At 67.8% G+C, this 20,314-nt stretch carries 19 protein-coding genes; 10 read left to right on the forward strand and 9 right to left on the reverse strand.

Going from position 1 to position 20,314, the window contains the following annotated elements:
* Nucleotides 1-122: 122 nt before the first annotated feature.
* Nucleotides 123-557, reverse strand: a complete 435-nt coding sequence (locus H0X90_RS32870) for a transcriptional regulator (protein WP_006489946.1) — start codon at nucleotides 555-557, stop codon at nucleotides 123-125.
* A 337-nt stretch (nucleotides 558-894) separates the two neighbouring features.
* On the opposite strand from H0X90_RS32870, the gene mnmE reads away from it, so the two are divergent.
* Nucleotides 895-2,289, forward strand: coding sequence for a tRNA uridine-5-carboxymethylaminomethyl(34) synthesis GTPase MnmE (mnmE, locus tag H0X90_RS32875; protein WP_006489926.1), 1,395 nt, complete (start codon nucleotides 895-897; stop codon nucleotides 2,287-2,289).
* Nucleotides 2,290-2,430: 141 nt separating this feature from the next.
* Here the strand turns inward: mnmE and H0X90_RS36110 are convergent, their stop codons facing one another.
* The 4 genes from H0X90_RS36110 to H0X90_RS32890 form a co-directional block, all read right to left on the reverse strand.
* Entirely contained in the window at nucleotides 2,431-2,556 is a 126-nt protein-coding gene (locus H0X90_RS36110; RefSeq protein WP_256097665.1) for a hypothetical protein, read from the reverse strand.
* Nucleotides 2,557-2,706: 150 nt separating this feature from the next.
* On the reverse strand, nucleotides 2,707-4,065 hold the full coding sequence (locus H0X90_RS32880) for a sensor domain-containing diguanylate cyclase (RefSeq protein ID WP_048989077.1): 1,359 nt from the start codon (nucleotides 4,063-4,065) through the stop codon (nucleotides 2,707-2,709).
* 109 nt (nucleotides 4,066-4,174) lie between these two features.
* Nucleotides 4,175-4,423 (reverse strand): DUF2795 domain-containing protein, encoded by a 249-nt coding sequence (locus H0X90_RS32885; protein WP_077190214.1) that lies wholly within the window; start codon nucleotides 4,421-4,423, stop codon nucleotides 4,175-4,177.
* 115 nt (nucleotides 4,424-4,538) lie between these two features.
* Nucleotides 4,539-4,709 carry a hypothetical protein gene (locus H0X90_RS32890; protein ID WP_006489933.1) on the reverse strand — a complete coding sequence of 57 codons (171 nt, stop codon included), beginning with the start codon at nucleotides 4,707-4,709 and terminating at the stop codon, nucleotides 4,539-4,541.
* Nucleotides 4,710-4,860: 151 nt separating this feature from the next.
* Here H0X90_RS32890 and speG point away from each other — a divergent pair, with 151 nt between their 5' ends.
* From speG to H0X90_RS32905, 3 genes are all read left to right on the forward strand, one after another.
* Nucleotides 4,861-5,418, forward strand: a complete 558-nt coding sequence (gene speG, locus H0X90_RS32895; protein WP_077190239.1) for a spermidine N1-acetyltransferase — start codon at nucleotides 4,861-4,863, stop codon at nucleotides 5,416-5,418.
* Nucleotides 5,419-5,904: 486 nt separating this feature from the next.
* The gene (gene sap1, locus H0X90_RS32900) at nucleotides 5,905-6,252 is read left to right on the forward strand and encodes a surface attachment protein Sap1 (RefSeq protein WP_006489950.1); all 348 of its coding nucleotides are present in this window, start codon (nucleotides 5,905-5,907) and stop codon (nucleotides 6,250-6,252) included.
* Between the two features lie 189 nt (nucleotides 6,253-6,441).
* The gene (locus H0X90_RS32905) at nucleotides 6,442-6,996 is read left to right on the forward strand and encodes a YaeQ family protein (protein ID WP_006498691.1); all 555 of its coding nucleotides are present in this window, start codon (nucleotides 6,442-6,444) and stop codon (nucleotides 6,994-6,996) included.
* Nucleotides 6,997-7,017: 21 nt separating this feature from the next.
* Here the strand turns inward: H0X90_RS32905 and H0X90_RS32910 are convergent, their stop codons facing one another.
* Nucleotides 7,018-7,431, reverse strand: coding sequence for a VOC family protein (locus tag H0X90_RS32910; protein ID WP_006498690.1), 414 nt, complete (start codon nucleotides 7,429-7,431; stop codon nucleotides 7,018-7,020).
* Nucleotides 7,432-7,862: 431 nt separating this feature from the next.
* Here H0X90_RS32910 and ada point away from each other — a divergent pair, with 431 nt between their 5' ends.
* The 3 genes from ada (at nucleotide 7,863) to gshA (ending at nucleotide 11,989) form a co-directional block, all read left to right on the forward strand.
* Nucleotides 7,863-8,954, forward strand: a complete 1,092-nt coding sequence (ada, locus tag H0X90_RS32915) for a bifunctional DNA-binding transcriptional regulator/O6-methylguanine-DNA methyltransferase Ada (RefSeq protein WP_077190216.1) — start codon at nucleotides 7,863-7,865, stop codon at nucleotides 8,952-8,954.
* A complete protein-coding gene (locus H0X90_RS32920; protein WP_077190217.1) occupies nucleotides 8,951-9,910 on the forward strand; it encodes a DNA-3-methyladenine glycosylase in 960 nt (319 codons plus the stop codon). The genes ada and H0X90_RS32920 overlap by 4 nt, the downstream gene beginning before the upstream one ends.
* A gap of 465 nt (nucleotides 9,911-10,375) precedes the next feature.
* The gene (gene gshA, locus H0X90_RS32925) at nucleotides 10,376-11,989 is read left to right on the forward strand and encodes a glutamate--cysteine ligase (protein WP_062911117.1); all 1,614 of its coding nucleotides are present in this window, start codon (nucleotides 10,376-10,378) and stop codon (nucleotides 11,987-11,989) included.
* 87 nt (nucleotides 11,990-12,076) lie between these two features.
* On the opposite strand, the gene H0X90_RS32930 is transcribed toward gshA, so the two are convergent.
* Nucleotides 12,077-12,394: a DUF4148 domain-containing protein gene (locus H0X90_RS32930; protein ID WP_034201206.1), complete on the reverse strand. Its 318-nt coding sequence runs from the start codon at nucleotides 12,392-12,394 to the stop codon at nucleotides 12,077-12,079.
* Between the two features lie 422 nt (nucleotides 12,395-12,816).
* Between H0X90_RS32930 and H0X90_RS32935 the strand changes: the two genes are divergently transcribed.
* On the forward strand, nucleotides 12,817-14,457 hold the full coding sequence (locus tag H0X90_RS32935) for an L-lactate permease (protein ID WP_060263592.1): 1,641 nt from the start codon (nucleotides 12,817-12,819) through the stop codon (nucleotides 14,455-14,457).
* A gap of 96 nt (nucleotides 14,458-14,553) precedes the next feature.
* Here H0X90_RS32935 and H0X90_RS32940 read toward each other — a convergent pair whose 3' ends face one another.
* Complete coding sequence (locus H0X90_RS32940; RefSeq protein ID WP_060212266.1) at nucleotides 14,554-15,489, reverse strand: LysR family transcriptional regulator; 936 nt, start codon at nucleotides 15,487-15,489, stop codon at nucleotides 14,554-14,556.
* Nucleotides 15,490-15,718: 229 nt separating this feature from the next.
* Between H0X90_RS32940 and H0X90_RS32945 the strand changes: the two genes are divergently transcribed.
* Nucleotides 15,719-17,890: a phosphocholine-specific phospholipase C gene (locus tag H0X90_RS32945; protein ID WP_077190219.1), complete on the forward strand. Its 2,172-nt coding sequence runs from the start codon at nucleotides 15,719-15,721 to the stop codon at nucleotides 17,888-17,890.
* A 195-nt stretch (nucleotides 17,891-18,085) separates the two neighbouring features.
* Nucleotides 18,086-18,811, forward strand: coding sequence for a phosphonate utilization associated transcriptional regulator (locus tag H0X90_RS32950; RefSeq protein WP_006485791.1), 726 nt, complete (start codon nucleotides 18,086-18,088; stop codon nucleotides 18,809-18,811).
* Between the two features lie 99 nt (nucleotides 18,812-18,910).
* Here H0X90_RS32950 and H0X90_RS32955 read toward each other — a convergent pair whose 3' ends face one another.
* Entirely contained in the window at nucleotides 18,911-20,299 is a 1,389-nt protein-coding gene (locus tag H0X90_RS32955) for an FAD-dependent oxidoreductase (RefSeq protein WP_077190220.1), read from the reverse strand.
* Nucleotides 20,300-20,314: the final 15 nt, after the last annotated feature.

Genomic DNA, 20,314 nt, shown 5'->3' on the forward strand with positions numbered 1-20,314 from the left:
CGCGGTGCAGCCGCGGGCGGCCCGCCGTCCGCGATGCTCGCAAAAAAAGCCGCATGGTTCGTGACCATGCGGCTTTTTTGTTTCGCGGCGACGACGCCGGCGGCGCGTGCGGCTGCTGCCGTTCAGGCTTTCTTCGCTTCGAGTTTCGGATCGCCGTAGAACTGCTCGACCAGTTCCTGCACGAGGTAGCGCTGATGCGGCGACAAGGCCTCGATCTTCGATGCGAGTTCGATCGTCTCGGGTGTCGGCGGATAACGTTCGTCGCGCGGCAGCGGTTGCGGCGTCGGATGTTCGATCACGCTCGGCGACGGCCCGTAATGCAGCCAGTGCACTTCGACGCGCAACCATTCGGCGAGCGTTTCGAGTTTGTCCGACGTCGGGATCGTGCGGCCCGTCAGCCATTTGTGCGCGGTTTGCGGCGAAACGGGGTGCGTTCCGCGATGACGCAGATTGAATCGATTCGCCAGTTCCGTCGCGCCCGTGACCTTCTCCGGGCTGCGCCGCAGGGCGAATTTCAGGCGTTCCGAGAACGCGGCTTTTTCTTCGGATGTCGGCATGGGGAGATTGTGCAATTCCATCGCCGCGTCCCAGACAACCATATGGGATAAACGTATCTTGTTCGGACGAATCTCACCCTTGATCAGGATGGGGAACGAAATTGAGGGACGTAGTGCCAAGCCCCTCGGGCACGCATACTCGTCCGAAATGGCCGGTGTGTCACGACGCCGAACTGATACTCGGCTTATCCCCGGCGGGATAAATTCGGGCGTGTCCGAATCCGGCGGCGCGGCCGGTGGCGTGTGAGCCGGCACGCTACAATGCCGGCGTTCCGGTGCCCGAACTGTTGCGCGGGCGCACCATTGACTCGCTGATTACCCGATTTCTCCGATTCCCATGCTCGCTACCGATTCCGATCCGATCGTCGCCATTGCCACCGCTGCCGGCCGGGGCGGCATCGGGGTCGTCCGCGTGTCGTTCGGGCGCGGCGGCGAGGCGGCCGCGCTGCCGCTGATCGACGCGTTGTGCGGGCAGAAGCTCGCGCCGCGTCATGCGAGCTACGTGCCGTTTCTCGACGCGCACGGCGCGCCGCTCGACCGCGGGATCGCGCTGTATTTCCCCGCGCCGCATTCGTACACAGGCGAGCACGTGCTCGAGCTGCAGGGGCATGGCGGGCCGATCGTGATGCAGCTGCTGCTGCAGCGCTGCCTGGATGCGGGGCGCGGCTTCGGGCTGCGGCTGGCGGAACCGGGCGAATTCACGCGGCGCGCGTTCCTGAACGACAAGCTCGACCTCGCGCAGGCCGAGGCCGTCGCCGACCTGATCGAGGCGAGCACCGAGGCCGCGGCGCGCTCGGCCGGGCGTTCGCTCGACGGCGCGTTCTCGCGGCAGATCCACGCGCTCGTCGACGACGTGATCACGCTGCGGATGCTGGTCGAGGCGACGCTCGATTTTCCCGAGGAGGAAATCGACTTCCTCGAAGCGGCCGACGCGCGCGGCAAGCTCGCGAAGATCCGCGCGCAACTCGCGCACGTGCTCGGCGATGCGCGGCAGGGCGCGTTGTTGCGTGAAGGGCTGTCGGTCGTGCTCGCGGGGCAGCCGAACGTCGGCAAGTCGTCGCTGCTGAATGCGCTGGCGGGCGCCGAGCTGGCGATCGTCACGCCGATTGCCGGCACGACGCGCGACAAGGTGGCGCAGACGATCCAGGTCGAAGGGATTCCGCTGCACATCATCGATACGGCCGGGTTGCGCGAGACGGAGGACGAAGTCGAACGGATCGGCATTGCGCGCACGTGGAGCGAGATCGAGCGCGCGGACGTCGTGCTGCATCTGCTCGATTCGCGCACGGGGATGACGGCGGACGACGAAACGATCGCCGCGCGGTTTCCGGCCGGCGTGCCGGTGGTGCGCGTGCTGAACAAGACGGACCTGACCGGCGTGCCGGCATGCGTCGAGCATCCGGCGGCGGAAGGCGATCTGACCGAGGTGCATCTGTCGGCGAAACGCGGCGACGGGATCGACATGCTGCGTGCGGAGCTGTTGCGGATCGCCGGGTGGCAGGCGGGGGCCGAGGGTGTGTATCTCGCGCGCGAGCGGCATCTGATCGCGCTGCGGGCCGCGCAGGAACATCTCGCGCAGGCGGCGGATCATGCGGAGCAGCGTGCGCAGTCGCTCGATCTGTTTGCCGAAGAGCTGCGGCTCGCGCAGGAGCAGCTCAATGCGATTACCGGGGAGTTCACGTCGGATGATCTGCTGGGGGTGATTTTCAGCAGGTTTTGTATCGGGAAGTGAGCGGGCACGGAACTGTCCGTTGCCGCTGCCAGCGGCGTGCCATCGAGTACGAACGGCATGGGCGCTCACGCATCGTCATTGCCGGATGCCGAAACGAATTCAAACATCCGGAATGATCACGCAGTGCTCGGTCGGAAGACGTCAATCCCAATGACGATGATGATGGTAATACCCACCCCCACCGTAATACCCGCCACCATCAGGCACGACGATACAGCCGCTCAACAACACGGCGACGCCGGCAATCAGCAAAAGGGCCTTCTTCATCGCGTTCACCTGCTCGGGTTCAATATGAAACCCAGCATAGCGAGCGGCTCCAGCCCGGGCTGTAAGCGATCGTATCCCCGCGCCGCAATCCGTAACGGCGGATTATTCCGGTCACAATGACCGTAACAATTCGCCAAACAGCAGACGTTTTCAGGCGACGACGACCCGGTTTCGCCCCGCATCCTTCGCGCGATACAGCGCGGCATCCGCAGCTTCGATCAACGCGTCGGGGGTCGACAGATCGTCGGCCGACACGGTCGCACAGCCGACGCTGACGCTCACGCGGCCGGTCGGCGAGTCGGGCATCGCGAGGTCGAGCCGCAGCACGGCTTCGCGCACTTCGTCGGCCACCATCCGCGCACCGCGCGCGCCGGTGTTCGGCAGCACGATCGCGAACTCCTCGCCGCCGTAGCGCGCGACGATGTCGGCCGGCCGCCGCACCGCGCCGGCCAGTGCATTCGCGACGGCGATCAGGCACGCATCGCCCTTCACGTGACCGAACGCGTCGTTGTACGCCTTGAAGCGATCGACGTCGACCATCAGCAGCGACAGCGGTTCGCCTTGCCGCCGCGCCTGCAGGAACAGCGTATGGAAATGGTCGTTGAAGTGGCTGCGGTTGAACGCGCCCGTGAGACCGTCGCGCGCGGAAGAGCGGATCAGCGTCGCGTGCGCTTCGAACAACTGCTGATACAGCATCGTCACTTCCCACGCGAGCACGCACACGAGCACGCCGGGCGTGAACATGCTGAACACGCGCGCGACATACCAGCCGACCGTGAAGCGGTTGGTGGACAGCAGGTTCAGCGTCGTATCGGTGAGACAGGCGAGCACCGCGATCGCGAGCCACAGGTCGAGTGTCGTGCGCAGCCGGCCCGTGACCAGCACGGCCACGAGCGCGAGCGCGTTGAGGATCCACACGACGAGCGCGATGCCGTTGACGGGCAGCACGGCCGCGTCGCGCGGCGGATGGAACGCGGGCGGCAGCGACACGTTCAGCGCGAGCACGCACAGCAGCGCCGCCGCGATGGCCGGCCCACCGACGAGCGCGAGGGTCCAGCGGCGCGTCTCTTTCGCGCCGACCGGGGCGCGCGTCAGCCGTTCGCGTGCGAACAGCGCGCCCATCACGAAGCACGGAAAGCCGGCATGCCAGAAGACCCACATCCATGCGGCGCTTTGCGGGCGCGCGCCGAGCAGGCCATGTGGCGCGAACACGCCGGGAAAGGTGAGCAGTTGCAGCGCGACGGCGAGCGCGGTGAACGCATAGGCGCCGCCGAGCGCACCGAGCACGGGCTGGCGTGTCACGGTGAACTGCGCGCCGAGGAAGAACGCGGCGATGCTCGCGGTCGTGAACACGGTGAGCGCGCACATCGGCATGAAGGGCTCGACGGGTGGCAGCGCGACGTTCGCATGCGGCGCGGCGATTCCGAGCGTGAGCAGGATGACGAGCGCCGTCAGCGCGCCGAACCACAGCTGACGTTGCGTCGTGTGCTGGATCAGGATGCCTTCCATGGAGTCCCCCGGACACGCGTGCGACGCACCCGATCTTGCGCCGGGCGGCACGCCTGCCGATCGCGGCGCGACCGGTGCGGCCCGATCCTATCGCGTTATCGGGCTGCGCTCAAATGCCGAGCCCGGGGCCGAAGTTGCCGGCGACCCAGCGCGTGACGGCATCGACGTCCGCGTAGTCCTGCTCGGGCAGGCCGTCGAGCATCGACAGCACTTCGTTGCTGGCGCCGGCGTCGCGCGCGGCATCGACGATCGCATCCTTGTTCGCCGGATAGCGGACGGCCGCCAGGACATCGGCGATCTGCAGGTCGATCGTTTCGTTCGGGATATCGTGCGGAGGAAGGGTGGGCTTGTCGTTCACGTCGGCGTCTCGCGGGTGGGGCGGGAATCGGATCGAAGCGCAAGGGCCGTGCCCGGCATGTTACGCGGCCCGCGCTGCCCCGGCCGGCGCGCGTTGCGGATGGCGACGATCGACGTCAATGCCCGCGTCGCACGCGGCGCCACGGATGCTTCCAGTCGATGTGCGGTGCGTTCTCGTCGCGCGGATGCTGGCGACGGTGCTCCTGCCAGAGTTCGTCGGAAAACAGCGCAGCCACGATGACGAGCGGCAGCACGAGGAAAATTCCGAGGATGACTTGCTCGATCACGATAGCCTCCTTGCGGTGGCAGGAACCCTTGCTCCCATTCTAGGCTCTGAACTTCGCCCGCGTTCAATTTCTTACAGTGCGAAACGGGCCCGAACGCGGCCGCGCCGCGCGGGCGTTCCGCACGTGCGCCGGCCTCAAAAAGGACACGAACATGCAACTCCAGAACGATACCAACACGCTCGCGCTGCGGCCGCTGGAGCGCCAGGACCTGCGCTTCGTCCACGAGCTGAACAACGACGCGAAGATCATGCGCTACTGGTTCGAGGAGCCGTACGAAACCTTCTCGGAACTGTCGCAACTGTACGACCGCCACGTACACGACCAGCGCGAGCGCCGTTTCGTCGCGGTCGATGCGCAAGATGAACTCGTCGGCCTCGTCGAGCTGATCGAGCTCGACTACATCCACCGCCGCGGCGAGTTCCAGATCATCATCGCGCCGCAGTGCCAGGGGCGCGGCTATGCGGGCCAGGCGACGCGCCTCGCGATCGAGTACGCGTTCAAGGTGCTGAACATGCGCAAGCTGTACCTGATCGTCGATACGTCGAATGCGGCGGCGATTCACGTGTACGAGAAATGCGGATTCCAGCACGAGGCCGAATTGAAGGAAGAATTTTTCGGGAATGGCGCGTATCACAACGCTTATCGGATGTGCATCTTCCAGCGCGATTATTTCGAGCGGCAGCGGGTCGGTGTGAATAAGGCAGGGTAAACGCCATCGGTGAAAGGCGCTTGCGACGGGGCTTCGCGGGCGCCGAATAGACGCGGGAACTACGGATAAATACGGATCCGCTTATATCTGGCATTTTTCTTGTATCAGGTAAATGCGATTGCGCGCTGCGGTAAAGTGGAATCGTTTCGGATGACTTTATGTGCGGCGCATCAAAATGATCCGGATATCGAAATGGATTATCCAAACCGTTCAATCGCTGCAATGTAACTGGGATGAAAGCCTTGCCGGATAACGCTTTCCGCCCGGCATGACGAGGCTGTCCGCCGGGCAGTCCGCTTTTACCTGTCGCGCACACTGCGCGAAAACAGGCTGCGCACGGGGTGCGACAATCCGCCGCTATTGCGGTCGCACAACAAATGTGCTTGCTATCGTTTACCGGTCTTCTAAAGTGAAAAACGCGGGTTCACGATCACCTTTAAACACATAGCTAACCCAGCCTGGTGCCCGCAAGCCTGGAGACAGAACATGATGAAGCGTACCGGTGTCCTCTTTGCCCTTGTCGGCGCGTTTTGCGCTGTGTCGATTGCGCAGGCCGGCGGCGATTCGGCCGTCAAGCCGAAGCAGGAAATCCAGCTGACGAAGAACGCATGGGGCTGTCTGTCGAAAGACAATCTGGACTCCGTATTGAGTCACGAGCGTGACGGCAAGTCGCAGGCGAAGCAGCAGTATTTCGACGACTTCCGCTGCCTGTCGGTGCCGGAAGGCCAGCGCTTCCGCGTGGTGTCGGTCGATCAGGGCGACGTGCAGTTCGTCAGCGCCGACAACAGCGACCAGCAAGGCCTCTGGACCGATTCGCGCTTCGTCAAGCAGTAACCGTCCATTCCCCGCGCAGTCGTACGACGCGCGAGCGCGCCGGCTCGATGAGCCGGCGGCGCGAACCGATCACGGCCCGGCGCATGCCGGGCCGTTGCGCTGTGGATCGTGCATCACGCACGCCGGACGGCGCGCATTCGGTATCATCACGGCCCGACCGAACCGAATGCCCGCCCGGGCCGCATCCGCATGGCGCTGAAATCCACGATCTACAAAGCCGAGCTGCAAATCGCCGACATGGATCGGCATTACTACGCCGATCACGCGCTGACAGTGGCGCGCCATCCGTCGGAAACCGACGACCGGATGATGGTGCGCATCGTCGCGTTCGCGCTGTTCGCGCACGAGCGGCTCGAGTTCTGCAAGGGACTGTCGGACGTCGACGAGCCCGACCTGTGGCAGAAGGATCTGACGGGCGCGATCGACGTGTGGATCGAGGCCGGCCAGCCGGACGAACGACGCATCTCGAAGGCGGCCGGCCGCGCCGGACAGGTCACGGTGATCGCGTACGGCGGCAAGACGTCGGATATCTGGTGGCAGGGCGTGCGCAGCAAGGTCGAACGGCTGCGCAACGTGCAGGTGCTGTCGCTTGCCGACGGCGTCGCGGCCGCGCTCGGGCGGCTCGCCGAGCGCACGATGCGCCTGCAGTGCACGGTGCAGGACGGCGCCGCGTGGATCTCGAGCGCCGATCACGATCCGGTCGCGGTCGAGTGGACGGTACTGAAGGCGCGCGCGGACGCGTAACGGCCCGCGCGCCGGCCGCATTCAGCCGAGCGCGGCCGGCGGCCCCTTGAATTCGACCATGTTCCCTTCGGGATCGAACAGGTAGATCGACGGCCCGTAGCCGCCGGCGCCGTAGCGTTCGGCCGGCGCGCCGGGGCGCGCGCCATGCGCGGCGAAATGGGCGATCAATGCGTCGGGATCGAACGGCTCGACGCGCAGGCACAGGTGATCGAGGTTGCGCCCAGTGCCGGGCGGGCCGCTGTCGGGCCGGTCGATCGGGCCGCCGACCGTCAGCAGGTCGATCAGCGCGTCGCCGGCGCGCAGTTGCACGAGGCCCAGATCGGGCTGTTCCTTCTCCACATGGCAACCGACGGCGTCGCAGTAAAAGCGCGTCATCGCCGCCATGTCGGTCACGCGCAGTACGATGTGATCGATTCCGCGGATGGTGGGTTTCATGAACGGGGGACTCCTTCGCAGGCGACGAACATCGAGTGTAGACGCATCGCGCCTGCGCCGCCGGCCGGAACGCGGCACAATCAACGGACGAAAAAAAGCCCGTTCACGCAGTGCGGAACGGGCTTAATCCATATCAGGAGGAGACATGGAGGAGACAGTTCCAACTATACACACGGCGATGGTGCGACGCAATATTCCGATTGCAAAAAAACGTCAGGACGGCGATTTGTCGCATCCGCACTGCAGCAAAATGGTGACGGGACGATGACGAAAACCGCGCTGGAGCGGCCGCCGCGCGGGTTTCGTCGGATTTATCTCGATCGATGTGGCCCCGATTCGTCGGCACGAATCACAGAGCAAGATTCAGGGCGCGACGGCATGTGCCGATGGCTAGAGTAGGCACCATCTACACTAGAGAGTGCGAGGTTCAAATGAAAACCGCCTATCCGACCGATGATGCCCGCTGGGGCGCCGTGACCGAGCGCGATCCGCATGCGGACGGCGCGTTCTTCTATGGTGTCCGCACGACCGGCGTGTTTTGCCGCCCGACCTGCGCGTCGCGGCAGCCGCGCCGCGAGAACGTGTCCTTTTTCACCGATCCGGCCGCTGCGCGCGCGGCCGGCTTCCGGCCCTGCAAGCGCTGCCAGCCGGAAGGGCTGCCGCGCGAACTGGACATCGTCAATCGCGCATGCGCGGTGCTCGACGCGCAGGCCGAGCGGCTGACGCTGCAGCAGTTGAGCGACGCCGTGCACGTGAGCCCGTTCCACCTGCAGCGGCTCTTCAAGCGCGTGGTCGGCGTGTCGCCGCGGCAGTATCAGGCCGCGCAGCGCGGCGCGGCGTTGCGGCAGGCGCTGCAAAGCGGGCAGCCGGTCACGCAGGCGGCCGTCGACGCGGGGTTCAACTCGCCGTCGCGGCTCTATGCGTCGGTGCCGCGCGAGCTGGGGATGGCGCCGTCCGCGTTCCGCCGCCAGGGCGCGGGCCTGCGGATCGACTATGCGACCGCGTCGACGTCGCTCGGCACGGTGCTGGTCGCCGCCACCGAACAGGGCATCTGCCGGATCGCGTTCGGCGACGACGCGGCGTCGCTCGTCGGCGAACTGAAGGACACGTTCGCGCGCGCCGAACTGGTCGAATCGTCCGCGCGGCTCGCGCCGTTCGTCACGCAGATTCGCGCGTATCTCGACGGTACGCGGCACGTATTCGACCTGCCGCTCGACATCGCGCCGACCGCGTTCCAGCAGCGCGTATGGGAAGCGCTGACGCACATCCCGTACGGCGAGACGCGCAGCTATTCGGAGATCGCGGAGGCGCTCGGCTCGCCGCGCGCGGTGCGGGCGGTCGCGTCCGCGTGCGCGTCGAATCCGGTCGCGCTCGCGATCCCGTGCCACCGCGTCGTGCAGAAGGGCGGCGCGCTCGCCGGCTATCGCTGGGGCGTGCGCCGCAAGGCGACGCTGCTCGCGGCCGAGGCGCGCCACGTTCATGACGATGAAGCCGAAGCCGAGACGGAGGGCAGTGCGGTTTGAGCATCGAGACGACAACGATCAAGTCCCTCGCGAACGGCGGCCCAGTGCCGCCGTCCGCGCAGATGGAGCTGCGCTACAAGGCGCCGTACGACTGGGCGCGCGTGCTGCGCTTCTTCAGCGGGCGCGCGATTCCGGGTGTCGAGCAGGTCGCCGACGGTGTATATCGCCGCATCGTCGATCTGCACGGCGATGCGGGCCGGCTCACCGTCACGAAACACCCGCGCAAGCATTGCCTGATCGCGACCGTCGAAGGGGCGGTCGCGCGTCACGTCGACGATGCCTTCGCCGCGCGCGTCGCGACGATGTTCGACCTCGGCGCCGATCCGGCCGCGATCGGCGACGGGCTCGCGCGCGATCGGTGGTTCGCGCCGCTCGTCGACGCCGCGCCGGGGCTGCGCGTGCCGGGCGCGTGGTCGGGGTTCGAGCTGGCCGTGCGCGCGATCGTCGGCCAGCAGGTGAGCGTGAAGGCCGCGACGACGATCGTCGGCCGGCTCGTCGAACGGGCCGGCGAACGCGTGATGCAGGACGACGACGGCGCGCCCGCGTGGCGGTTTCCGACACCCGACGCGCTGGCCGCGTGCGATCTCGACAAGATCGGGATGCCCGGCAAGCGGGTGGCCGCGCTGACCGGCGTGGCGCGCGCGGTGGCGGCCGGCGACGTGCCGGTCGATCGCGTGCATGCCGATCTCGCGACGCTGCGCAGCGCGTGGCTCGACCTGCCCGGCATCGGCCCGTGGACGGTCGAATACATCGCGATGCGTGCATGGCGCGACCCGGACGCGTGGCCGGCATCCGACCTCGTGCTGATGCAGTCGATCGCCGCGCGCGACCCGGCGCTCGACCGGCTCGCCAGCCAGAAGCACCGCACCGAAGGCTGGCGGCCGTGGCGTGCGTATGCGGCGCTGCATCTGTGGAACGAAGTGGCCGACCGGGCAGGCGGCGCGCGCGGCGGGTAGGCGCGGCGGCCCGCGGCCGGGTGCGATCGCCGGAAGGCGGGGCTGCAACCCGGTGCGCAGGCGGCGCCGGCATGCGACAAGTGCCGGCGTGACGTGGCCCGTCATGGCGATGCCACGCCTCCGGCACCGGCCGGAGGCCGCGCGTGCGACGTCTCCGGATGCGTCGTTTCCCGATCCATTCCGCGACACGGTTGCACCTGCCGCCCCCCGTTCGCCGCGCCCGTTCCATCCGACGAATTCCGCTGGCCGGCGTGCCGATCGGCCTCGTCCCGACCCGGCGATCGGGGCCGGCGCTGCCGCGCCCGGCCCGTCCGATCGCCCGCTCAGGCCCGTGCGCCATGCCCGGAGCCACCTCAAGCGCGGGTTCCGGCGAGATGTTAAAGTGCCCGCTACCAACGAAGCGACCAACAATCCAGCCGGCCGCGCGCGGCGTTCTGCGCGCGGCCGTCACGCACTTGCGTCTCCATGTCGAACACCATGACTCACCGCCAGTCCGAACTGCTGCTGAATCGCCTCGACGCGCTGAGCTCGGGCCCGACGCGGCAGCATCTGCCCGACGGCCTGCGCGGCATCGAAAAGGAAAGCCTGCGCGTGACGCGCGACGGGATGATCGCGTTCACGCCGCATCCGCGCGCGCTCGGTTCGGCGCTCACGCATCCGGCGCTGACGACCGACTATTCCGAAGCGCTGATCGAACTGATCACGCCCGCCGAGCGCGACGCCGCGCTCACGCTCGAGCGCCTCGACGATCTGCATCGCTACGTCTATGCATCGCTCGGCGACGAGATGCTGTGGAACGACTCGATGCCGGGCCTGCTGCCGGCCGACGACCAGATCCCGATCGCCGATTACGGCACGTCGAACATCGGCCGCCTGAAGACGGTGTACCGGCGCGGCCTCGCGTATCGCTACGGCCGCACGATGCAGTGCATCGCCGGCATTCACTACAACTACTCGCTGCACGAGGAAGTGTGGCGGCGCCTGCATGCGGAAGAAGGGTCCACGGCGACGCTCGTCGATTACCAGTCGGAACGCTATCTCGCGCAGATCCGCAACTTCCGCCGCCGCAGCTGGCTGCTGATGTACCTGTTCGGCGCGTCGCCGGTGCTCGACACCAGGTTCCTGCGCGGCAAGCCGCACAAACTCGACACGTTCGACGCCGATACGCTGTACCGGCCGTATGCGACCAGCCTGCGGATGAGCGATCTCGGCTACTCGAACACGACGGCCCAGGCCGCGCTGCACGTCGACTACAACACGCTGCCCGGTTATCTCGACGCGCTGTCGAAGGCCGTGAGCGAGCCGTATCCGGCGTACGAGGCGATCGGCACGCATCGCGACGGCGAGTGGATCCAGATCAACACGAACGTGCTGCAGATCGAGAACGAGTTCTACTCGACGATCCGGCCGAAGCGCGTCACGTATTCGGGCGAGCGGCCGCTGCATGCGCTCGCGTCGCGCGGCGTCCAGTACATCGAAGTGCGCTGCCTCGACATCGATCCGTTCGAGCCGACCGGCATCGCGCTGGAGACCGCGCGCTTCATCGACGCGTTCCTGCTCGCGTGCGCACTCGACGAAAGCGCGCCGCTCGACTGCGACGCGTACAAGGAAGCGAACGCGAACTTCGGCAGCGTGACGATGGACGGCCGCAAGCCGGGGCTCACGCTGACGCGCGACGGCCGATCGATCACGCTGCAGCAGTGGGCCGACGAACTGATGGCCGATATCGAGATCGTCGGTCGCCGGCTCGACGAAATCCGCGGCGGCGACGAACATGCGCGCGCGATCGCCGCGCAGCGCGACAAGCTCGCCGATCCCGAACGCACGCCGTCCGCGCGCGTGCTGCGCACGATGCGCGAGAACGGCCAGTCGTTCCTCGCGTTCGCGCTCGCGCAGAGCGAAGCGCATGCCGCGCATTTCCGCGCGCATCCGCCGTCGGCCGAGACGCTGCGCACCGAGCAGGCGCTCGCCGCGAAGTCGCTGGCCGAGCAGGCCGAGCTCGAAGCGAAGGAGGCCGGATCGTTCGACGCATTCGTCGCCGCCTATCGCGCCTATACGCTGAACCGCTTCAGCGTGTGACGACCGCGCATCCGGCCGGCGCAGGGTGCGCCGCGCCGCTGCCGCGCGATCCGTCCGGTTCCGTCGGTGATCGGGTCGGTGATCCGGTCAGTGATGCGCGTACGTGCCGCGATCGGCCGCGTGCGGCAGCATCGGCTTGCCCGATTCCGTGTGGGACCGGCCGTCGCTGCCGTAACCGGCCGCGTCGCCCTCACTGCGCGCCTGCGCCGCGCGCTGCATGACCGCCTGCATGTTTTCCGGAAAGTCCGGACTGCTTGCGAGGCTCGTCCGGTAGCCGGCGGCCTGCAGCTCCACGAGCTCCTGGCGGACCTGCGCGCGCGTGAGCGTCGACGCGGCTTGCGCGTGAGCGGCGAACGCCGCGCCGATCAGCACGAACGCGCATGCCGCGTGTTTCATCGTCTTCATCGTGTGTGCTCCGTGAGGTTCCGGTGCCGCGCCGTTGCTGGCGCGGGCGGAAACGATGCAGCCAGTCTAGGCTTCGGAGGCCAAACGAAACATCCTCGTGGCTGGCAGTCACCTTTTCCGGTCGCGCAACATTGCGCGCGCACCGGTGAGCCGGCCGCGACGGGTTGCCTGTCGAACGCGACAGCTGCGCGCCATCTGCCGGTCATCGTGCGGCGGACGGTCCGCATCGGCTCGCCCGCATCGGGCTTCTCCCCCCTTGTGCAAGCGCGTCGCGCCTCCTAACCTCTTTTAAGCGACCGATCGGTTGGCCGCGCAACGTCGTTGCGTACGCAAGCGCCCGATCGTGGTCGTGACCGCAGGACATCGCCTTGACCCGAACCCGGCACATCGACATGCGCGCCCGGGTCGACTCTGGAGACACGATGAATCCCACCGACGCCCTACCGCCCGGCATCGTCTTCGCGCAACCGTTGACGCCCGTCGCCCACTCGCTGCTCCTGTCGTTCCTCGTCGCCGCGATCCCGATCGCGGTCGCGCTGATCGCGCTCGGCGTGCTGCGTCGCCCCGCGTGGCAGGCGTCGCTGGCCGGGCTCGTCGCGGGCCTCGCGGTCGCGATCGGCGCGTGGGGGATGCCGGCCGGGCTCGCGTTCAACGCGGTCGGCGCCGGCATGGCGCTCGCGGTCGTGCCGGTGATGTGGATCGTCTTCAACGCGCTGCTGCTCTACAACATCGCGGTGAAGTCGGGCCGCTTCGACCAGTTCCGGCAGTGGATGCTCGACAACCTGCCCGACGATCGCCGCCTCGTGCTGCTCGTCGTCGCGTTCTCGTTCGGTTGTCTGCTCGAAGGGATCTCCGGATTCGGCACGCCGGTCGCGATCACGAGCGCGCTCTTGATCGCGCTCGGCTTCCCCGCGCTCGAAGCGCTCACCTACACGCTGCTGTTCAACACGGCGCCGGTCGCGTTCGGCGCGCTCGGCGTGCCGATCACCGTGCTCGGCGCGGTCACGTCGCTGCCGCCCGCGACGCTCGCGCAGATGGTCGGCCGCCAGTTGCCGTTCTTCGCGCTGCTGCTGCCGTTCTACGTGGTCGGCGCATACGGCGGGCTGCGCTCGATCGCGAAGCTGTGGCCCGCGCTGCTCGTGTCGGGCGGCAGCTTCGCGCTCGCGCAGTTCGTCACGTCGAACTTCCTCGGCTACCAGCTCACCGACGTGCTGTCGTCGCTCACGTCGCTGATCGTGACGATCGGCTTCCTGCAGGTGTGGAAGCCGCAGCCCGATCCGCAATACGCGCTCGCGCGCAGCGTGCCGGCCACCGCCGGCGCCGCGCGCGCGGGCTTCGGCGGCTGGTTGCCGTGGCTCGTCGTGTCGGTGGTCGTGATCGTGTGGGTACACGCGAACGTCGCGGCGATCGGCGACGTGAAGATCAAGTGGCCGGGCCTGCACAACGCCGTGTACGTGTCGCTGTACCACAAGCCGTATGCGGCGATCTGGGATTTCCAGCCGCTCGGCACGGGCACCGCGATCCTGCTGTCGGCGATCGTCACGGCCGCGCTGACGCGTACCGGCCCCGGCGCGTTCGTCGAATGCGTGGTGAAGACGTGGCGGCAGACGTGGATCGCGATCGTCACGGTGATGATGATCGTCGGGCTCGCGTACCTGCTGAACTACTCGGGCATCAGCTATACGCTCGGCACCGGCGTCGCGTCGACCGGTGCGCTGTTCCCGCTGGTGTCCGCGTCGCTCGGCTGGATCGCCGTGTTCCTGTCCGGCAGCGACACGTCGGGCAACGCGCTGTTCGGCAACCTGCAGGTCGTCGCCGCGCGCCAGCTCGGCCTCGATCCGGTGCTGATGGCCGCCACCAACTCGTCGGGCGGCGTGATGGGCAAGATGATCTCGCCGCAGAACATCGCGACGGGCGTATCGACGACGGACCTGAAAGGGCAGGAGGGCGTCGTGTTCGCGCGCACCTTCTGGCACAGCGTGATCCTCACGCTGTTGCTTGGCGTGCTGGTGTTCCTGCAGCAGCACGTGCTGACCTGGATGATTCCGGCGCTGCCGAAGTGACGCGGCGCCGCGACAGAAGAAGGCACGAGGAAAGCAACGAGGGAAGGCGCGGGAAAAGCGCCACGTAGTGTGCGGAAGCGGTGAACGCGCGGCGGCTCAGCGCGCGTTCACCCGCCGCATCGTTCGTCCGGTTTCAACCGTGTCGGCCGCATCGATCGCATCGGCCGCTTCGCCGTCGCCAGGCAGGATGCACGCGAGGAACGCGTCGATCGCGGGGCTCTGGCGGCGCGCCTTCAGGTAGTACACGTATTCGTCGATCGTCGTGTCGACGCCGCGCAGCGCGATCACGCGCAGGTCCGGATGGCGCTCGGCCTCGCCGAGCGGAAACAGGCTGCCGCCTACGCCATGCAGGATCGCCTCGCGAATCGCTTCGCGGCTGCCGATCTCGGCGACCGATGGGGCCGCGACGCCGGCCGCGGCGAGGATCGTCTCCGTGCAGCGGCGCGTGACCGACCCTTCCTCGCGGATCAGCAGCCGCACGTCGGCGAGCTGCGCCGGGTCGATCGAATCGAACCGCGCGAGCGGATGATGGCGATGCACGACGAGCACCAGCGGATCGGTCGAGATCACCTTGCGTTCCAGGCCGTCGGCGTCGTTGCGCTGCGACGAGACCGCGAGATCGATGCGGAATTCCTGCAGCGCCTGCAGGATTTCCTCGGAGTTGCCGATCCGGCACGTGAGCGCGATCGACGGGTGCGCGCTCGAGAAGCGGCCGACCGCGTCCATGATGTAGTACGGGCCCGTCGCGCCGATCCGCAGGTGGCCTTCGAACAGGCCGCCGACGTTGCGCAGCATGATGTCGGCCTGCGCCTCGAGCGCGATCATCTGCTCGACGAGCGGCAGCAGCTCGATGCCCGTGTCGGTCACCTCGAGCTTGCGGCCGCTGCGGTAGAACAGCTCGACGCCGTACACCTGCTCGACCTGCCGGATCTGCGCGGCAATCGTCGGCTGGCTCACGCCGAGGTGGCGCGCGGCGCGCGTGATGCTGCCCTGCCGGACGGTCGCGTGGAACGCCTTCAGCTGATCGAACACGACTCGGCTTCTCCCCCCTCTTCATCGCGCGTCAGCGTAACGCATGCATATGTCGGCCGCATGAAAGGCGCGCCGTGCGCCGCTTCCAAAAAAATCCTGTGGGTCACCCAAAGAAACCTGCGGGAACCGGTCACGGCCGGGACATGCCGGTGCGGGGTAATAACGGCGACGCAGATCGCCGGCCCGCTCGTCCGGCGACCCCACTCCCACCGACCACAGGGTGCTTTTCATGTCCTCGAACAATCGACGCGATTTCCTGCGCCTCGCCGCGCAGTCGGCCGGCGCGATGGCCGCCTACGCGGGCTTTCCGCCCGCGATCCGCAATGCGCTGGCGATGCCGGCCGCCTATCGCACCGGCACGATCCGCGACGTCGAGCACGTCGTGATCTTCATGCAGGAAAACCGTTCGTTCGACCATTACTTCGGCGGGCTGCGCGGCGTGCGCGGCTTCGACGACCCGCGTCCGCACCTGCTGCCGAACGGCGCACCGGTGTGGCAGCAGCCGCCGGCATCGGTGTTCACGAAGAATTACCACTCGCGCGGGCTCGATCCGTCCGCGCCGTACGTGCTGCCGTTCTACCTCGATCCGAAGCAGACGACCGAATTCCAGCCGGGCACCAACCACGGCTGGAGCAGCGGCCACCTGTCCTGGAACAACGGCCAGTGGGACCAGTGGGTGAACCAGAAGCAGGACGTGCTGACGATGGGCTACCTGAAGCGCCAGGATCTCACGTACCACTACGCGCTCGCCGACGCGTTCACGATCTGCGATTCGTACTTCTGCTCCGCGCACGCCGACACGGCGCCGAACCGCATCTACCTGTGGACCGGCACGATCGATTCGCGCAACGTCTACGGCAGCGCGCCGAACGGCCCGGGCATCGGCGAGCGCAACGACGTGAACGGCTACACGTGGACGACCTACGCCGAACGCCTCGAGAACGCGAAGATCAGCTGGAAGGTGTACCAGGGCGGCACCGGCATCCCGGGCGACCCGACCGACAACTACACCGACAACTCGCTGATGTTCTTCAAGCGCTTCCAGGTGAAGGAAGGCGCGAGCGGCCCGCTGGTCGACAAGGGCGCATCGAACCACACGCTCGCGGAGCTGAAGGCCGACGTGCAGGCGAACCGGCTGCCGCAGGTGTCGTGGATCGTGTCGCCGTACAAGTACAGCGAGCACCCGCAGGCGTCGCCGACCGACGGCGCGTTCTACATCAACATGGTGCTCGAGGCGCTGACGTCGAACCCCGAAGTGTGGGCGAAAACGGTGTTCATCCTGAACTACGACGAGAACGACGGACTGTTCGATCACGTCGTGCCGCCGGTGCCGCCGGTCACGAGCGGCGTGGGCGGGCAGGGGATCGTGTCGTCGAACCTGCTGTCGACCCTCGGCGACGAGTTGCTCGACCTGAACAAGTATCCGGGCGAAATGAGCCCGCTCGTGCCGGGCGCCGACCCGGGCGGCATCCAGCCGATCGGCCTCGGGCCGCGCGTGCCGCTGATCATCATCTCGCCGTGGACGAAGGGCGGCTGGGTCTGCTCGGAGACGTTCGACCATACGTCGGTGCTGCGTTTCCTCGAAGCGCGTTTCGGCGTGAAGGAACCGAACATCAGCGCGTGGCGCCGGTCGATCTGCGGCGACCTCACGTCGGCGTTCGACTTCTCCGCGCGCCCCGACACGCGCACGGTGAGCTTCACGGTGCCGCAGCACCTCGCGACGGCCGGCCAGGCGTACCAGGTGCCCGCGCAACAGTCGATGCCGGCGCAGGAGCCGGGTACGCGGCCGGCGCGTGCGCTGCCGTACGAGCTGTTCGTGCATAGCCGCGTGGGCGCGCATGACGACACCGTGTCGCTCGACTTCGCGAACACCGGCGACGCGGGCGCCGCGTTCTACGTGTACGACCGCCGCAACCCGGCGACGCCGCCGCGCCGCTATGCGGTGTCCGCGCGCGACCGCTTCGTCGACACGTGGAGCACGTCCGCCGCGCGCGGCGACTACCATCTCGCGGCCTACGGCCCGAACGGCTATCTGTGCGAGTTCCAGGGCAACACGCGGCTCGCCGCGGACGGCCGCCACGCGAACCCCGAAGCCAAGATCGGCTACGACGTGCGCAATCGCCACGTGTACCTGCAACTGCGCAACAGCGGGCGCGCGAGCTGCCGCGTGACGGTCGACAACGCGTACAGCCACGCGCATGCACGCACCTACACGCTGGCGCCGGGCGAGCGCATCGAGGCGCGCTTCGAGCTGTCGTCGAGCCACGGCTGGTACGATCTGACGATCACCGCGACCACGCTGCGCGGCGGCGACGACAAGGTCGTGCGCCGCTTCGCGGGCCACGTCGAGACGGGCCGGCCGAGCCACAGCGATCCGGGGCCGGTGAAGCACACGGCCTGACGGTTGCGCAGGGTCGCGCGAAGCGGGGCGGTTCGCCCGCCGCGCGCGCCCCTCGCGTGCCGGCCGCATTCCGGCACGCCGGATTGGATTTTGGAAACTGAAAACTGTTGACAATATGCCGGGCCGAGGGTATACAAGGATCATTCGCCGATATGGCGCCCTCGTTTTCATCCATAGCCCGCTGCCTGCCCGACCATGACTGCCCCGAACGCGCTCAGCGCCATCGAACTCCTGCAAAGCCAGTCGCTCGCGATGATCGTCCAGGACATGCTCGAGCGCGCGATCGTCTCCGGCGAATACGCGCCGGGCGAAAAGCTCAACGAAGTCGAGATCGCGACCCGGCTGAACGTGTCGCGCGGCCCGGTGCGCGAAGCGTTCCGCGCGCTCGAACAGGCCGGCCTGCTGCGCAACGAGAAGAACCGCGGCGTGACCGTGCGCGTCGTGCCGCTGCGCGAGGCCGAGGAAATCTACGAAGTGCGCGCGATGCTCGACGAGTCGGTCGCGCGCGCGCTCGCGAAGCGCATCTCGCCCGAGACGCTGAAGGTGCTGAAGGGCATCATCCAGTCGATGAAGGACGCCGCGAAGACGCACGACGTCACGCGCTATACCGAGCTGAACGTACAGTTCCACGACGCGATGGTCGTCGGCGTCGGCAATACCCATCTCACCGATACCTACCGGCGGCTCGTGCGCCAGCTCGGCCTGCTGCGCCAGGCGGCGATCGAGGCCGAGGAGGATGCGATCGCGGTGTCGGCGGCCGAGCACGACAAGATCGTGCAGGCGCTCGCGGCCGGCGACGAGGACAAGGCCGTCGCGCTCGTGCGCGAGCACGTCGCGCACGGCCTCGCGCGGATGCGCCGTACGCACGAGCAGGGGCTGCCTGCGACGGGCAAGGCGGCGCGGGAGAAGGCCGGCGCATAAAAGCCCGGCAACGCCCGCGGGAGCTGTCGCGCACAGGTAAAGGGACGCGTCGCCGCGTCCCTTTTTCGTTGCGCTTCGGTTCAGCGGATCAACCCGTCGTCACGCCTTGTCGGCCTTCCCCGCCGCGCTCGCAAACTTCGCGAGCCACGTATCGACCGCCGACGGCCGCCGGCTCTCGTCCTCCGCGCGCTCCTTGCGGCGGATCGCGTTGCGCACGACGTGCGCGCCGACATAGCGGATCGGCTCCGGCGGGAAATGGCCGAACGGGCCGCGCACGATCGGGCTGCGCGTCCACGCGTTGTCGAGGCCGAGCACCAGCGACGACAGGATCTGTCCGCCCATGTAGGTCGGCCCGACGCCGTTGCCCGAATAGCCGAAGCCGTAGAACACGTTCGGCGCGTCGTCGAGGCGGCCGAAGAACGGGAAGCCCGTCACCGAACGATCGGACGGCCCGTTCCAGCTCGCGGTGACCGGCACGCCCGCGAGCGACGGGAAGAACTCGCGCAGGCTGTGCGTGAGCTGCGCCTCGTACGGCGAGCGGCGGTCGAACACCGGCGCGATGCGGCTGCGCCACGAGAACGTGTTGCCGCCCTTGCCGAGCATCAGCCGCCCGTCGGCGGTCGTGCGGTAGTAGTAGACGAAGATCCGCGAATCGAGCACCGACACGCCGTCCACGAGCCCGGTCCGCTCGAGCAGCTCCGGGCATTTCTCGGTGATCACCATGTCGCTCGACACGACCGCGATCGTCCGCTCGAACTGCGGGAAGCGGCTCGCCATCCACGCATTGATCGCGAATACGAGCTTGCCCGCCGTGACGCTGCCGGACGGCGTGCGCACGACGGCCGGCTGGCCGGGCGTGAAGTCGAGCATCGGCGTGCGTTCGTAGATCCGGATGCCCATCGCGCGCGCGACGCGGCGCAGCCCGCGCACGAGCTTGCCCGGATGCACGGTCGCGGCGATCGGCGAGTAGACGCCGTCGAGATTGCGCGCGGAGCCCGAGCGGCGCGCGACTTCGGCGGGCGGCAGCGGCTCGTAGCTGTGGATGCCGCACGCGGCAAGCGCATCGAGCACCGGCGCGAGCGTGCCGACCTGCGCGCGCGACGTCGCGGTGTACAGCGTGCCGTCGAGCCGCAGTTCCGCATCGATGTCGTGCGCGCGGCAGAAATCGGCGATGTGCTGCACGGCCGCTTCCGACGCCTTCACGAGCCGGATTGCCTCGGCTTCGCCGAACAGGCGCCGCAGCGTCAGGAACTTCGCGGACCACGTGAGCAGGCAGCCGCCGTTGCGGCCGCTCGCGCCGGCGCCGCACAGGTCGGCTTCGAGGATCGCGATGTCGAGCGCGGGATGCTGCTGCTTGGCCTGGATCGCGGTCCAGAGGCCCGTGAAGCCGCCGCCGACGATGCACACGTCGGCCTGCGTCGCGCCTTGCAGCGCGGGGGCGAGATCGCCGTCGTTGAACAGCGCTTGTTCGATCCAGAAGGGTCGCATCGGAGAGTCGTCGAT

The sequence above is a fragment of the Burkholderia sp. 9775_39 genome (assembly GCF_015712225.1).
In the GTDB taxonomy this organism is placed as follows: Bacteria; Pseudomonadota; Gammaproteobacteria; order Burkholderiales; family Burkholderiaceae; genus Burkholderia; species Burkholderia cenocepacia.